At 62.6% G+C, this 13,798-nt stretch carries 11 protein-coding genes; 3 read left to right on the plus strand and 8 right to left on the minus strand.

Going from position 1 to position 13,798, the window contains the following annotated elements:
• The first annotated feature begins 13 nt into the window (after window positions 1-13).
• From RPF88_RS20175 to RPF88_RS20185, 3 genes are all read left to right on the plus strand, one after another.
• On the plus strand, window positions 14-583 hold the full coding sequence (locus RPF88_RS20175) for an NADPH-dependent FMN reductase (RefSeq protein ID WP_024501906.1): 570 nt from the start codon (window positions 14-16) through the stop codon (window positions 581-583).
• A 451-nt stretch (window positions 584-1,034) separates the two neighbouring features.
• Window positions 1,035-3,506 carry a DNA topoisomerase (ATP-hydrolyzing) subunit B gene (gyrB, locus tag RPF88_RS20180; protein ID WP_013528198.1) on the plus strand — a complete coding sequence of 824 codons (2,472 nt, stop codon included), beginning with the start codon at window positions 1,035-1,037 and terminating at the stop codon, window positions 3,504-3,506.
• Between the two features lie 231 nt (window positions 3,507-3,737).
• Window positions 3,738-4,655 (plus strand): hypothetical protein, encoded by a 918-nt coding sequence (locus RPF88_RS20185; protein WP_013528199.1) that lies wholly within the window; start codon window positions 3,738-3,740, stop codon window positions 4,653-4,655.
• Between the two features lie 94 nt (window positions 4,656-4,749).
• Here the strand turns inward: RPF88_RS20185 and RPF88_RS20190 are convergent, their stop codons facing one another.
• The 8 genes from RPF88_RS20190 to RPF88_RS20225 all read right to left on the minus strand — a co-directional run bounded on the left by RPF88_RS20190 (window position 4,750) and on the right by RPF88_RS20225 (window position 13,695).
• Entirely contained in the window at window positions 4,750-6,231 is a 1,482-nt protein-coding gene (locus tag RPF88_RS20190) for a hypothetical protein (protein ID WP_337123076.1), read from the minus strand.
• Between the two features lie 147 nt (window positions 6,232-6,378).
• Entirely contained in the window at window positions 6,379-7,776 is a 1,398-nt protein-coding gene (locus tag RPF88_RS20195; RefSeq protein ID WP_013528201.1) for an NAD(P)(+) transhydrogenase (Re/Si-specific) subunit beta, read from the minus strand.
• 6 nt (window positions 7,777-7,782) lie between these two features.
• Entirely contained in the window at window positions 7,783-8,208 is a 426-nt protein-coding gene (locus RPF88_RS20200) for an NAD(P) transhydrogenase subunit alpha (protein WP_032809881.1), read from the minus strand.
• A complete protein-coding gene (locus RPF88_RS20205) occupies window positions 8,208-9,488 on the minus strand; it encodes a Re/Si-specific NAD(P)(+) transhydrogenase subunit alpha (RefSeq protein ID WP_337123077.1) in 1,281 nt (426 codons plus the stop codon). Before RPF88_RS20205 ends, RPF88_RS20200 begins: the two co-directional genes overlap by 1 nt.
• Before the next feature lie 85 nt (window positions 9,489-9,573).
• Window positions 9,574-9,798 (minus strand): aa3-type cytochrome c oxidase subunit IV, encoded by a 225-nt coding sequence (locus RPF88_RS20210; RefSeq protein ID WP_337123078.1) that lies wholly within the window; start codon window positions 9,796-9,798, stop codon window positions 9,574-9,576.
• A 206-nt stretch (window positions 9,799-10,004) separates the two neighbouring features.
• Window positions 10,005-10,148, minus strand: a complete 144-nt coding sequence (locus RPF88_RS20215; RefSeq protein WP_337123079.1) for a DUF3096 domain-containing protein — start codon at window positions 10,146-10,148, stop codon at window positions 10,005-10,007.
• A gap of 119 nt (window positions 10,149-10,267) precedes the next feature.
• The gene (locus RPF88_RS20220) at window positions 10,268-11,047 is read right to left on the minus strand and encodes an N-acyl amino acid synthase FeeM domain-containing protein (RefSeq protein WP_013528206.1); all 780 of its coding nucleotides are present in this window, start codon (window positions 11,045-11,047) and stop codon (window positions 10,268-10,270) included.
• Between the two features lie 335 nt (window positions 11,048-11,382).
• The gene (locus RPF88_RS20225) at window positions 11,383-13,695 is read right to left on the minus strand and encodes a putative bifunctional diguanylate cyclase/phosphodiesterase (RefSeq protein WP_013528207.1); all 2,313 of its coding nucleotides are present in this window, start codon (window positions 13,693-13,695) and stop codon (window positions 11,383-11,385) included.
• Window positions 13,696-13,798 lie beyond the last annotated feature (103 nt).

Consider the following 13,798-nt stretch of genomic DNA (forward strand, 5'->3'; position numbering starts at 1 on the left):
GCAGGAGCCCAGCTTGAAGCACCAGTTGAACATCATCATCGGCAGCACGCGGCCAGGCCGCGCCGGACCGATTTTTGCCGAGTGGCTGGAGAGGTTCGCGCGCGAGCACGGGAAATTCGAGCCTGTACTGACCGACATCGATGCGTTCAAGCTTCCGGTGCTGGACGAACCGCACCATCCAAGGCTTGGCAACTACCAGAACGATCATACCAAAGCCTGGTCCAAGGCGATCGATGCCGCCGATGCCTTCGTCTTCGTGGCGCCGGAATACAATTATTTCGTGGCGCCGGCGATCGTCAACGCGATCGACTATCTCTCGCGCGAATGGAAGTACAAGGCAGCCGCCATTTTCAGCTATGGCGGCGTCTCCGGCGGCCTACGCGCGGCGCAAGCGCTGAAGCCGCTGCTGACCTCGGTAGGTGTCATGCCGATCCCGGAAGGCGTCGCGCTGCCGATGTACCAGAAACTGCTCGACGAAAATGGCGCTTTCAACGCCAGCGAACAGGTGCAGGGCGGAGCCAAAACCATGCTCGACGAGCTGCTGCGCTGGAGCGAGGCTTTGAAGCCGATGCGGGCAGGCTGAAAACGCTGGTCTTCCGCAAAAAACCCCGGTTTGCTGCCATAGAGAGGTGGTCGTGCACAGGAACGAGCTGGGGGGCAGTTCGATTTGCGCTTGCTGTTTGCCTTGCTGCCTATGCTCACCACCGCCACCGCAGTGGTGGCGCTTGGCCCTGGTCATCGCCAACGACGACCACCGCCTGATCCGGCCGCCCGCCCGACATGACGCCGGGGCGCGACCGCAGCAGGCGGCTGGCGCCGAGATACAAGTTCATGATCAAGGTTTCTCAAGGACCCGCTGGCCGAAGTGAAATGGGGGCCGGCGGAGGCCCGCCATTGGCAGCCGGCCATCCCCAGTGAAATGCCTGCAAACCTTGGAAAAACCGCCTTTTGCGCCTATATCTAGTCGATATCAGAGGCGCGATTCGGCGCGGATTTTTCGCGCTGTGCAGGCGGCATCCAGACAACAGGTTTTCATGAGCGATCAGATCGACAACAACAACGGCGCTGAAGCCGAATACGGCGCCGATTCCATCAAGGTTTTGAAGGGGTTGGACGCTGTCCGCAAACGCCCCGGAATGTATATCGGTGATACAGACGACGGCTCGGGCCTGCATCACATGGTCTATGAAGTGGTCGACAACGCCATCGACGAGGCGCTGGCCGGTCACGCCGACCTCGTCACCGTGACGCTCAACCCCGATGGTTCGGTCACTGTGATCGACAATGGCCGCGGAATTCCGACCGATATCCACACCGGAGAAGGCATTTCGGCGGCCGAAGTGATCATGACGCAGCTGCATGCCGGCGGCAAGTTCGACCAGAATTCCTACAAGGTCTCGGGCGGCCTGCATGGCGTCGGCGTCTCGGTGGTCAACGCGCTGTCGGCGTGGCTAAAGCTGAAGATCCGCCGCAACGGCCAGATCTTCGAGATGAGTTTCACGCATGGCAATGCCGACGCACCTCTGAAGGCGACCGGCACCTATGAGCAGGACAAGCAGCCGGGCACCTATGAGGGCCGCAGCGGCAGCCAGATCACCTTCTTCCCCTCGGCCGAGACCTTCACCATGGTCGAGTTCGACTTCGGCACGCTGGAACACCGGCTGCGCGAGCTTGCCTTCCTCAATTCCGGCGTGCGCATCATTTTGACCGATGCCCGTCACGCCGATGTCGTGCGCCATGAACTGCACTACGATGGAGGCCTCGAAGAATTCGTCAAATATCTCGATCGCGTCAAGAAACCGCTGATCGACAAGCCGATCGCCATCCGGGCGGAGCGCGACGGGATCACCGTCGAAGTGGCGATGTGGTGGAACGACAGCTACCACGAGAACGTGCTGGCCTTCACCAACAACATCCCGCAGCGCGATGGCGGCACGCATCTGGCCGGCTTCCGCGGCGCGCTGACGCGTCAGATCACCGGCTATGGCGAATCCTCTGGGCTGACCAAGAAGGAAAAGGTCTCGCTGATCGGCGACGATTGCCGCGAAGGTCTGACGGCGGTGCTGTCGGTCAAGGTTCCCGACCCGAAATTCTCCTCGCAGACCAAGGACAAGCTGGTCTCGTCGGAAGTCCGTCCTGTCGTCGAAGGCCTGGTCAACGAAGCGCTTGGCACCTGGCTGGAAGAACACCCGAGCGAAGGCAAGGTGGTCGTCGACAAGGTGATCCAGGCGGCGGCGGCGCGCGAAGCGGCGCGCAAGGCGCGCGATATCACCCGCAAGAGTTCGCTCGGCGTCACCTCCCTGCCCGGCAAACTGGCCGACTGCCAGGAACGCGACCCGGCGAAATCCGAAATCTTCATCGTCGAGGGTGATTCCGCCGGCGGCTCCGCCAAGGGTGGGCGTTCGCGCCAGAACCAGGCGATCCTGCCGTTGCGCGGCAAGATCCTCAATGTCGAGCGGGCGCGCTTCGACCGCATGCTCGGCTCCGACATGATCGGCACGTTGATCACGGCGCTCGGCACCTCGATCGGCAAGGACGAGTTCAACGCCGACAAGCTGCGCTACCACAAGATCATCCTGATGACCGACGCCGACGTCGACGGCGCCCATATCAGAACCTTGCTTCTCACCTTCTTCTTCCGGCAGATGCCTGAGCTGATCGAGCGCGGCCATCTCTACATCGCCCAGCCGCCGCTCTACAAGGTGACGCGCGGCAAGAGCTCGCAATACATCAAGGACGAGAGCGCGTTCGAGGAGTTCCTGATCGGTTCGGGACTGGAGGAAGCATCGCTTACGCTCGGCTCGGGCGAGGTTCGCATCGGGCAGGACCTGCGTGGCGCCATCGATGACGCGCTGGCGGTGCGCCAGCTGATCAACGGCCTGCACACGCGCTACAACAGAGGCGTCGTCGAGCAGGCGGCGATCGCCGGTGGGCTCAACCCGGACGTGTTCGCCGATCTCGGCCGCGCCAACGACATGGCGGAGCGGATTGCAAAACGCCTCGACATCATCGCCGAGGACACCGAGCGCGGCTGGACCGGCCGCATGTCGACCTCGAATGAAGGCGTTGGCGGCTATGTGTTCGAGCGCACGGTGCGCAGCGTCAAGGAATATGCGCATCTCGACCTGGCGCTGATCAATTCGGCCGACGCACGCCAGCTCGACCGCTACGCACAGCGCCTCAGCGAGGTCTACGGGTCGCCGCCGGTGCTGCGCCGCAAGGATGTCTCCGAAACCATCTCGGGGCCGCTGGCGATGCTCAATGCGGTCTTTGCGACCGGTCGCAAGGGCCTGACGATGCAGCGCTACAAGGGTCTCGGCGAGATGAACGCCGAACAGCTGTGGGAAACCACGCTCGATCCGAACGTGCGCTCGCTGCTGCAGGTCAAGGTCAATGACGCGACCGATGCGGATTCGCTGTTTTCGCGGTTGATGGGCGACGAGGTCGAGCCCAGGCGCGAGTTCATCCAGGACAACGCGCTGTCGGTCGCCAATCTGGATATCTGATCTGGACGTTAAATCTGAATTGGCGCGCTGCGGCGCGCCAATTGTTCCACCGGCGGCAACAAAATCAATTTGCAACGCGCCGGAACGGAAGTCCCTGCGAGACATTGTGACAATATCGATCACAATTTCTAACAGGAGGCTTCCATGGGACGCGGCATCTTGCTCTGGTTGCTCGGCATACCGATCCCGATCATCATTCTGATCATGCTGTTCGTACGATAGGGGGCACTTATGCAGTCCACCCTATCGGCTGTCGACGTTTCCACTTCAACAGAATCCTCCTCCACCGCCGTCAGTTGGGGACCGATCATCGCCGGTGCCTTCGCGGCCTCGACGCTGACCTTCATCCTTATGCTGCTGGGCTCCGGGCTTGGATTGAGCATGGTGTCGCCCTGGTCGGGATCCGGCGCATCTGTCACCACTTTCGCGGCATCCACCGCCGTCTGGCTGATCATCGTGCAATGGCTGTCCTCGGGTGTCGGCGGCTACCTTGCCGGACGCCTGCGTACCAAATGGGTCGGCATCCACACGGACGAGGTGTATTTCCGTGATACCGCCCATGGCTTTCTTGCCTGGGCGTTGGCCACACTGCTCGTCGTCGGCGTGCTTGGCTCCGCGCTTTCCGCTGCCATAGGCTCGGGCGTGCAGGCGGTGTCCACCATCGCGTCTGGTGCGGCCATGGGCGCATCGGCGGGGGCTTCGGCCAATGCCGGCAGCGCGTCGGCCGACAATGCGACATCCTACCTGGTGGATTCACTGTTCCGTCCGGCCGATCCGGGCAAGCTCGCGGCCGCCAATCCGGACAGCGATGCGGCCGCGGTTGGGCAGGCTTCGCGCATCCTGATCGCCGGCGCCGCGGCAGGCGAGGTTTCCGCAGACGACAAAACCTATCTGTCGCAGTTGGTCGCCGTTCGCACGGGGCTTTCGGAAGCAGACGCCAGGACCCGGGTGGATGCCGTCCTCGCCAAGGCTCAGGACGCCAAGGTCAAGGCGCAGCAGGCCGCCGACACAGCCAGGAAGGCCAGCGCGACGTTTGCCCTGCTTGGTGCGCTCTCGCTGGCCATCGGCGCCTTTATCGCCAGTGCTGCCGCGGCCCTTGGCGGCAGGCAGCGCGACGATGAGGAAGCGGTTTTTATCACCAACCGTTGAACTGCACTTGCAACAAAGCCACTCTGGCCCGCCCGGAGCGGCTTTGCTTTGAAGTTGTCGAGCGGCGCTGCCTTGGCCCCGCTGAAATCCGTTCTTATTTTCGGGGAGGAATCGCCGGCACTTCGGCTTGGCTCGGCTCCAGTTTGCGACCGAGGTCGACAGCGTCGCGCAGCACGGCGAGATGCGAGCGCGGCTGATCGCCGGCGGCAACCTCGCTACCGGTCGCCGCCAACGACCAGTACAGCGTGTGGGTGAAGACACGGCCGAGGGAACCGCGCAGCTCGACCTGAACGTTCTCCACGCCCGGGCCGAAATTCTCCGCCATCGGCCCTGAGATCGGATCGCCCGTCAGCCAACCGTTGCCGCGGTCGAAGATATTGGTCCAGCGCGTCGCAGCAAACACCGCGCCATGATGCACCGCCCGCTGCGGCTTGCCGGAAGAACGGTTGCGCCCTTCCTGATAAAGCACGGTGCCACCGGCCGCCGCTCCCTCGGCAATCGGCGGACATGCCGAGAACAGGCGTTCGGCGATGCCGCGCCTGAATTCGGCGAGATTGTGCGTCACCAGAAATTCGCTGTGGGTCAGCGGGCTACCAAGCGTGACGAAATCGCTGATCTTCCAAGGCCGATGGTTGTCGTCCCTGGTGCGCAGTTGGCGATAGAGCTCCCACTGATCGCGCCTGAACCCGGCAAGGTCGTCAAGGCTGCCGGGCCATGCCGAGCCGTCGGCAACAAGCGTCGCCTTGTCGATGGCGTGGATAGCCTTCAGTTTCGCCTTGTCGCGGATGGCCTCCAGTTTTCGGGGCCTGAAATCGGACCACAAGATCTGCAACAGGTCATAGGCGATCATCGAGCCGAGGCTGTGCGAGACCAGCACGATGCGATCGTAGGTATCGTCCATCATCAGACGCTTCAGCAGCTTCAGGCCGCGGTCGCGGATCAGCGCCCGCTTCTCTACCGTGGCCGCTTCAGCGCGCACATAGGCCGCGACATCGCCGAAATAGGGAAGGCCAAAACGGTCCACCGACCAGATGACGAACGAGGCCAGGATGGTGACGAGGACGCCGACGGTCCACGAAATCTGCTGCTGCCAAACCGACGTCGCAAGCGCGAGCGTCGCGACCAGGACGATGATGACGGCAACCAGAGTGACCAGATAGAGCTTTCGGGCGTCCGGCGGTATGTCGGCGGGCTTGCGCCACAGCAGATTTGTCACCCAGGCGGCAAGCCGGCCTCGCGTCGTGCCCTGCGTGATGTCGGCCCAGTAAAGCTCGTAGAAGTCGGTGCGGCGGCCATCGACATCGTAGGGCGTGGTGATGCGGCGAAGTTCGTACGAATTGGTCCGGCTGTCGGGAGTGATCCAGCTGTGGTTGATCTTCGCGCCGGCGGGGTCGGCCGGATCGGCGACATGGGCATAAAACGGCGCGCGGTTGGGGTCATGGCTCCAGACAGCCTGGACAAAGCCTCGCAGCGTATCCATCGGCCGCTGTTCGCCCATGCCATGCACGATCACCACCGCCTGGCCAGGCTTGCGCGGCGCTTTCCCGGCGGGCGGCGATGCGATCGGGTCAGGCACCAACGTCTCCGTCGACGACAATCCCGCCGTCGAGGCGGGAATTCGTCATCGTAGCGCCGAAATCGCCGTCAAGCCAAGAAAGCCTGCCAAGAAAAAGCCCGGCGCGAAGCCGGGCTCTTCTTGGCGTGTCCCGGCGCTTATCCCGGATCAGTGATCCATGGCCTTGACGATCTCTTCGGTCATCTTCTTGGCGTCGCCGAGCAGCATCATGGTGCCGTCCTTGTAGAACAGCGTGTTGTCGATACCGGCATAGCCGGAACCGAGCGAGCGCTTGACGAACAGGCAGGTGCGCGCCTTGTCGACGTCGAGGATCGGCATGCCGTAGATGGGTGAGGACTTGTCGTCGCGGGCGGACGGGTTGGTGACGTCGTTGGCGCCGATGACATAGGCAACGTCGGCTTGCGCGAACTCAGAGTTGATGTCCTCAAGCTCGAACACCTCGTCGTAGGGCACATTGGCTTCGGCGAGCAGCACGTTCATGTGGCCGGGCATGCGGCCGGCGACCGGGTGGATGGCGTACTTCACGTCGACGCCATTGGCCTTGAGCTTGTCGGCCATTTCACGCAGCGCATGCTGCGCCTGGGCGACCGCCATGCCGTAGCCCGGCACGATGATGACTTTCTGGGCGTTCATCATGAGGTAGGCGGCATCGTCGGCAGAACCCTGCTTGACCGTGCGTTCGATGCCGTCATCGGCGGCCGCTGCCGTCTCCCCACCGAAGCCGCCGAGAATGACCGAGATGAAGCTTCGGTTCATGCCCTTGCACATGATGTAGGACAGGATCGCGCCGGATGAGCCGACCAGCGCGCCCGTGATGATCAGCGCCAGATTGCCGAGCGTGAAGCCCAGCGCCGCCGCCGCCCAGCCGGAATAGGAATTCAGCATCGAGACGACGACCGGCATGTCGGCGCCGCCGATCGGGATGATCAGCAGGATACCGAGCACCAGCGAGGCGGCAACGATCAGCCAGAAGACCAGCTTGGACTCGGTGGTGACCAGCAACACGATCAGCACGACGAGCGCGATAGCAAGTGCGGCGTTGATGAAGTGGCGTGCGCCGATCATGATCGGCTTGCCGGACATGCGGCCATCGAGCTTGAGGAAAGCGATGACCGAGCCGGTGAAGGTGATGGCGCCGATGGCGACGCCAAGGCTCATCTCGATCAGGGCCTGGGCATGAATGTCGCCATCCGTGCCGATGCCGAAGCTTTCCGGGGCATAGATCGCGGCAGCCGCCACCATGACGGCGGCGAGGCCGACCAGCGAGTGGAAGGCAGCGACCAGCTGCGGCATCGAGGTCATGGCGATGCGGCGCGCGGTAACGGCGCCGACGCCGCCGCCAATGGCAAGGCCGAGCACGATCAGGCCGAAGCGGCCGGCGGACGGGGTCGCCAGAGCCAGTGTGGTGGCGATGGCAATACCCATGCCGATCATGCCGTAGAGATTGCCCTGGCGGCTGGTGGTCGGATGCGACAGGCCGCGCAGCGCCATGATGAACAGGACACCGGAGACGAGGTAGAGGAAGGACGCGAAGTTGGCGTTCATGGCGCTCTACTTGTCCTTCTTCTTGTACATGGCCAGCATGCGCTGGGTGACGAGGAAGCCGCCGAAGATGTTGACCGAAACCAGCATCAGCGCGACGAAGCCGAAGCCCGCGGCAATGCCGGAGGCGGCGATGCCGACGGCAAGCAGCGCGCCGACGACGATGACCGAGGAGATGGCATTGGTGACGGCCATCAGCGGCGTATGCAGTGCGGGGGTCACCGACCAGACGACGTAGTAGCCGACGAAGATCGCCAGGACGAAGATGGCGAAGCGGAAGACGAAGGGATCGATGGCGCCGCCGGAGAGCGCATGCGCGGCATCACCGGCCGCGTCAGTGCCGCCGGGCGCGGTCGCCAGATTGTGCACCGCCAGCCGGACGGCGGCGGAGGCCTGGTCGAGCTGGTCGAGGGCTTTCTGCAGGGTCTGGTCCATCACGCGATCCCTTTCGGCTTCGACGAGGGCGACTTGGGTGCGGCCGCCTTCTTGGGGCCGGTTTTCTTGGGCGAAGCATCGGCGACCATGGTCTTGGCCGGGATCGCGGCCGGCTCGACATATTGGCCCTTTGCCGGCTGCTGGTCGGCTTTCACGAAAGCCGGATGAACCACCTTGCCGCCATCGGTCAGCATCGTTGCCTTGACCAGATCGTCGTCGCGATTGATGGCAAGCGTCTTGGTCGTCTTGTCGACCAGCGTCTCGAGAAAGGCGAACAGGTTCCTGGCATAAAGCAGCGAGGCCGACGCCGCGATGCGGCCAGGCACATTGAGATGGCCGACAATCTTGACGTTGTTGGCGGTGGTGACCACCTTGCCGGCTTCGGCGCCCTCGACATTGCCGCCGCGCTCGACCGCGAGGTCGACGATCACCGAGCCCGGCTTCATCGAAGCGACCATCGCCGCCGAGACCAGCTTGGGCGCCGGCCGGCCGGGAATGAGCGCCGTGGTGATGACGATATCCTGCTTGGCGATGTGCTCTGATGTGAGTGCCGCCTGCTTGGCCTGATATTCCTTCGACATTTCCTTGGCGTAGCCGCCGGCCGTTTCGGCCGCCTTGAATTCCTCGTTCTCGACCGCGAGGAACTTGGCGCCGAGCGAGGCGACCTGTTCCTTGGCGGCGGGGCGAACGTCGGTGGCGGTGACAACCGCACCAAGCCGGCGCGCGGTGGCGATCGCCTGCAGGCCGGCGACGCCAACGCCCATGATGAAGACCTTCGCCGCCGGCACCGTGCCGGCCGCCGTCATCATCATCGGCAAGGCGCGGTCATATTCCGAAGCCCCGTCGATCACCGCCTGATAGCCGGCCAAATTGGCCTGCGAGGACAAGACGTCCATCGACTGCGCGCGGGTGATCCGGGGCATGAATTCCATCGAGAAAGCGGTGACGCCGGCCTTGGCAAGAGCTGCCACGGCGACATCGTTGCCGTAGGGGTCCATGATGGCGATCACAGCCGCGCCGGGCTTGTAGCTCTTCAGCTCGGCATCACCAGGCCGGCGCACCTTCAGCACCACATCGGCCTTGGCGACATCGGAAGCCTTGCCGATAGCAGCGCCGGCGCTCGCATAGTCGGCATCGATGATGCGCGATTTCAGACCGGCACCGGCCTCGACGACGACGTCGAAGCCCAACGCCGCCAGCCGTTTCACCGTATCGGGCGAAGCCGCGACGCGCGGCTCGTTGGCATCGAGCTCACGAGGGATGAAAACCGTCTGCCCCACCGCATGATCCTTTCGGCCGGAAGCTATTTCCCGCAAGACGCCGGCCGGCCTCGCGGCGGCGCCGTGGACAAGATGTCGGAAAAATCTATCGGAGGATAAAGGCGCCGACAGCCAGAATCAGGACGAACAGAATGGTCGCCGAGAAGAAGCCGCCCGCGAAGAAGCCGAAGGCCATCGCCAGGAGCAGGGCGCCACAAAACAGCGAGCCGTACTTGGCCAGCGCGAGGAAGCCCGCATAGGTGCGGTCATGCTCGGCATAGTCCATCTTCGCGCCCAGTTCGATAGGACCAGTCGGCGAGTGATCAGCCATAGGAATACCCCTTCGAAGACATCTTTCAGGCACATAGCGAAAAGCCGCGCCGAGAGCAATGGCGCTATTGCCGCACAACAACCGACAACTGCCTCAAAGAAAGATTGAAGCCAGCAGTCGACGCCGCGACGGAGTCCGATCGCTGGATTCTGATGCTTGATGCGGAACTCCGAAGGGCGGACGCTTGCGTGGCCTAAGCCGGCGCCTCAGCCGGCTAGATGCGGAAATAGCAACCCGACGACGATCAGATAGAGCGCGACGATGTAGTTCAACAGCCTTGGCATGACCAGGATCAGCACGCCGGCGATCAGCGAGATGAGCGGGGTTAGCGCAAGTGTGGAAATGGTCATGGCGGGTTCCCTCAAAAACCTCAGATCGACCCGGAGCGCTGCTCGTGGCCTCACCCAGAACGCCGAAGTCGCCAAAAGGCTCCTGTCGGCCCTGCAAAATCGTGTGGATCCCTGCCGTATCAGGCGGCTTCGTGATAGTATTTTGCCGTCGGCAGGATGGTCAGCGGCGCGAGTTCCCCGACATGCGGCGTATCGAACAGCATGCGCTGCTCCATTGGCGTCGAGCGGAAGAACGGGAACCGTGAGAAGGACCGCTCGCGGATTGCGTTGACGTCGGCGCGGTAGAGCACGACCTTGTTGAAAACGCCCGGATAGGCGCGCGACTCGCTGATTTTCTCCGAGTAGTAGATGCGCTTGTAGAAGCCGGCGTGATCCTCGCGAATGGTCGACAGGCAGTAGGGCGCGTTGAAATGGAAGCACGCCATGCCGGCCAGCCGCAGCGTCAGGTAGGGAATCTGCGGGTAGACGCGCGACCATTCGGGATCGGACGCAAACCGGCTGGGACAGATGAAGCTCAGCCCGTCACGAAGCATCGGCATGACGATGTCGCCAAAGGCCTTGGTGGAAGGCGACATCGGCGTCGCCAAGGTGACGTGATGGATACGCAGCGTGCTGACGAGTTCCTGGTCGATATAGACCCCGAAGCGGTACACATTCGGTGCCTCGTCGAGCTCATCGTGAATGGTATGGTTTTCGTTGTCGGGCACCATATCGTTCGAGCGATATGACTTGTAGCGCAGGCGGTAGATGTCCTCGAGATCTTCGCCCTTGTCGCAGCGGCGGTATTCTGTCCGCTCAAGCATCGCCGAAACGTTGCGGGCGAAGCTGGACATGGTGTCGGCGGCGTCCTTGCCGTCCTCGCCCGTCACCGGACGAAGCGAACTCAACTGCACAATCATCAACTCAATCCCCGTACATTGCCGCCGCGATCCGACACTACGACAGGGTCTTGGGATGTAAAAGATGAAAACAGGAAGCAGCCCGTTTACCAGTCATTAAGGTTAACGATTGCTAAAATAAAACTAAAATTGGTGGTTTTCTTCGTTTTCTGCGTCGCGACGGGGAAAGAGCGTATCTCGAACATGACGGGAAGCGGCTGAAATTCTGGCATGGCCCGCGATGTGCAAAGAAACCTCGAATGCAGTGAATGCCTAAAGCCTGGGCGCCTGTTCAATCCTGATGGAAACAGGGATGGGCTCTCAGTGCCTGGACACCATGCGCCAGGCGCCTCAAATCAGCGGCGTACCGCCTTTTTGGCGGTCCTGATATCCTTGGCGAAGGGCCATACCGTGTTCGACATCGTCTCGATACCGGAAGCGCTGAGCGCCGAACCGAACAGGAACCCCTGGACAAGATCAGGCTTGACCTGCAGCGCCAGGATCTTGAGCTGCTCGAAGGTCTCGACCCCTTCGACGGTCACCGAAAGCCCCAGCGGCCGCGACAGGTTGACGATACCCTTGAGCAGCTCGAGCGAACGGGGATTCTGGGTGACGTCCATCAGGAAAGAGCGGTCGATCTTGATCTTGTCGAGCGGCAGCTTGTGCAGGTAGCTCAGGCTCGAATAGCCGGTGCCGAAATCGTCGAGCGCGATGCGCACGCCAAGCTGCTTCAGCTCCTCAATATACTGGCGCGTCAGCGACTTGTCATCGAGCAGCGCCGTTTCGGTGACCTCGATCTCGAGCCTACTGGCGGCGAGGCCGGAGCCGGCCAACGCATCGCGAACCTTCTGGATGACATCGCGGCTGCGGAAATCCTTGGCCGAGAGATTGACCGAAACGCTGGTCTGGTCCGGCCATTTGGCGCATTCGGCGCAGGCTGCCTGCAGCACGAAGGTGCTGATCTCGGAAATGATGCCCATTTCCTCGGCAAGCGGAATGAAGATGCTGGGCGAGATTGGCCCGAGATCTGGATGATCCCACCGGCACAGCGCCTCGCAACTGGCGATACGCATGGTGCTCATCGCCACGATCGGCTGATAGACCACCCGCAGGCTCTTGCCCTCTACCGCGGTGCGCAGATCCGCCTTCATCAGCTGACGGTTGCGGAAGGCGGCATCCATCGAAGCTTCGAACAATCGCCAGCTGTTCTTGCCGAGTTCCTTGGCCTTGTAGAGCGCCAGGTCCGCCTTCACGATCATGGCGTCGACATCGGTATCCTTGACCCGTGACAGCACCGCGCCGCCGCTGGCCTGAATGCGCAGCCCGTGACCGGCGACGTCGACTTCCCCTTGCAGGCCGGCGAATATCTCGTCGAGCTGGCTGGTCAGATGGCTCTCATCCTCGACGCGGTCGAAGAAGATCATGAACTCGTCGCCACCGAAACGGCTGACCGTGATATCTTGCTTGGCAATGGCGCCAAGCCGCTCGGCAACGGCATAGATCAAGCCGTCGCCGATCGGATGGCCAAGCGTGTCGTTGACGCTCTTGAAATCGTCGAGATCGAGCACCGCAAGGCCGCAGAGACGGTCGCGATCGCCGGACGCCATGGCCTCGCCCACCAATTCATGGAAATAGGCCCGGTTGGGCAGGCCGGTGAGATTGTCGTAGCGTGCCATGAAGCGGATCTTGTCTTCCGCCTCGACACGGGCGGTGACGTCCTCGAAGGTGATGACGCCCAGTTCCTGGCTGCCCTCGCGAGCCGAGAACTCGTAATGCTGGCCGTTGGCGAGGGAAACCAGCACCTTGCGGTCGCGACCCTCACGCAGGGCACGCGTCAGCTGCGCCTCGATGTAGCGGCAATCCTTGGGCGCCAGCATGCCGCCGGCGACACCGCGCATCAACAGACCGTGGATCGACCGTCCGAGCAGCGCGTCGGGCGACTTGAGCGACATCAGATGCGCGGCCTCGGCATTGGCCACCGCGACGCGGCCGTCCGGACCGAGCATGACAAGGCCGTGCGACATGGTGTTGAGCGCCCGGTTGAAGCGCTGGGCAATGCGGTTGGCCTTCTTCTCTTCCGAGACGGCCGCAAAAAGCACATCGCGTACGGTGTTGGCGAATTTCCGGATGGCGAACAGGAACGGCGCCGACAGGAGCCCGAGGAGGACATGGTAGATGTCGCCGCGCAGCAGGAAGCCAAGCGAGATCGGCCAGGTCAAGGCAATGGTCAGGATGGTGACCATGCGCGGCGAGCCGTAGTTGCGGCCGGCGATGGAGGTCGCCGTCGCGAGCGTCAGGCAAACGGAGGCGATTTCGGCGAAACCATCGCGCGCGAAATAGATGCCGAGCAGGCAGAAAGCGCCAAGCGTCAAGCCATGCAGGGAGCCATAGAGAATGTAGTCATTCTCACGCTTGTGCGCCTCTTCCCAGGTCGTCGGCGACGGCATGCTGTTGTATTTTCGAAAGTTTCTCATGCGGAACACACCGACGAGAACCATCGAGATCGCGACCAGCAAATACCGCGGATCGCCGCTCTTCCACCAGACCAGGCCGATCAGGAAAGTCTGCGCGAGAATGCCGATCGAAAGCGTCAGCCCGTCGCGAAACAGGGTTTCCACGAACGGAATATAGACGTCGACCGGGATCTCGTTCTTTTTTCGCAGATTCAACGCCTGAATCCCAACCCTGGGGAGCCAAGCAGTGCCACATCCGCCTTAAGAAAGATTTAGAGAGACCCTCGCGCTCCTGCCGTCAAGCCGGGTGACGCAGCGG

Source organism: Mesorhizobium sp. ISC11, assembly GCF_037162595.1.
Lineage (GTDB): Bacteria > Pseudomonadota > Alphaproteobacteria > Rhizobiales > Rhizobiaceae > Mesorhizobium > Mesorhizobium ciceri.

Bases quoted from the DNA above. Each gene is read 5' to 3' on its own strand.
- RPF88_RS20215 (WP_337123079.1), bottom strand. From the start codon at position 10,148: ATGACCATTTCCACACTTGCGCTAACCCCGCTCATCTCGCTGATCGCC.
- gyrB (WP_013528198.1), top strand. From the start codon at position 1,035: ATGAGCGATCAGATCGACAACAACAACGGCGCTGAAGCCGAATACGGC.
- RPF88_RS20220 (WP_013528206.1), bottom strand. From the start codon at position 11,047: ATGATTGTGCAGTTGAGTTCGCTTCGTCCGGTGACGGGCGAGGACGGC.
- RPF88_RS20185 (WP_013528199.1), top strand. From the start codon at position 3,738: ATGCAGTCCACCCTATCGGCTGTCGACGTTTCCACTTCAACAGAATCC.
- RPF88_RS20195 (WP_013528201.1), bottom strand. From the start codon at position 7,776: ATGAACGCCAACTTCGCGTCCTTCCTCTACCTCGTCTCCGGTGTCCTG.
- RPF88_RS20200 (WP_032809881.1), bottom strand. From the start codon at position 8,208: ATGGACCAGACCCTGCAGAAAGCCCTCGACCAGCTCGACCAGGCCTCC.
- RPF88_RS20210 (WP_337123078.1), bottom strand. From the start codon at position 9,798: ATGGCTGATCACTCGCCGACTGGTCCTATCGAACTGGGCGCGAAGATG.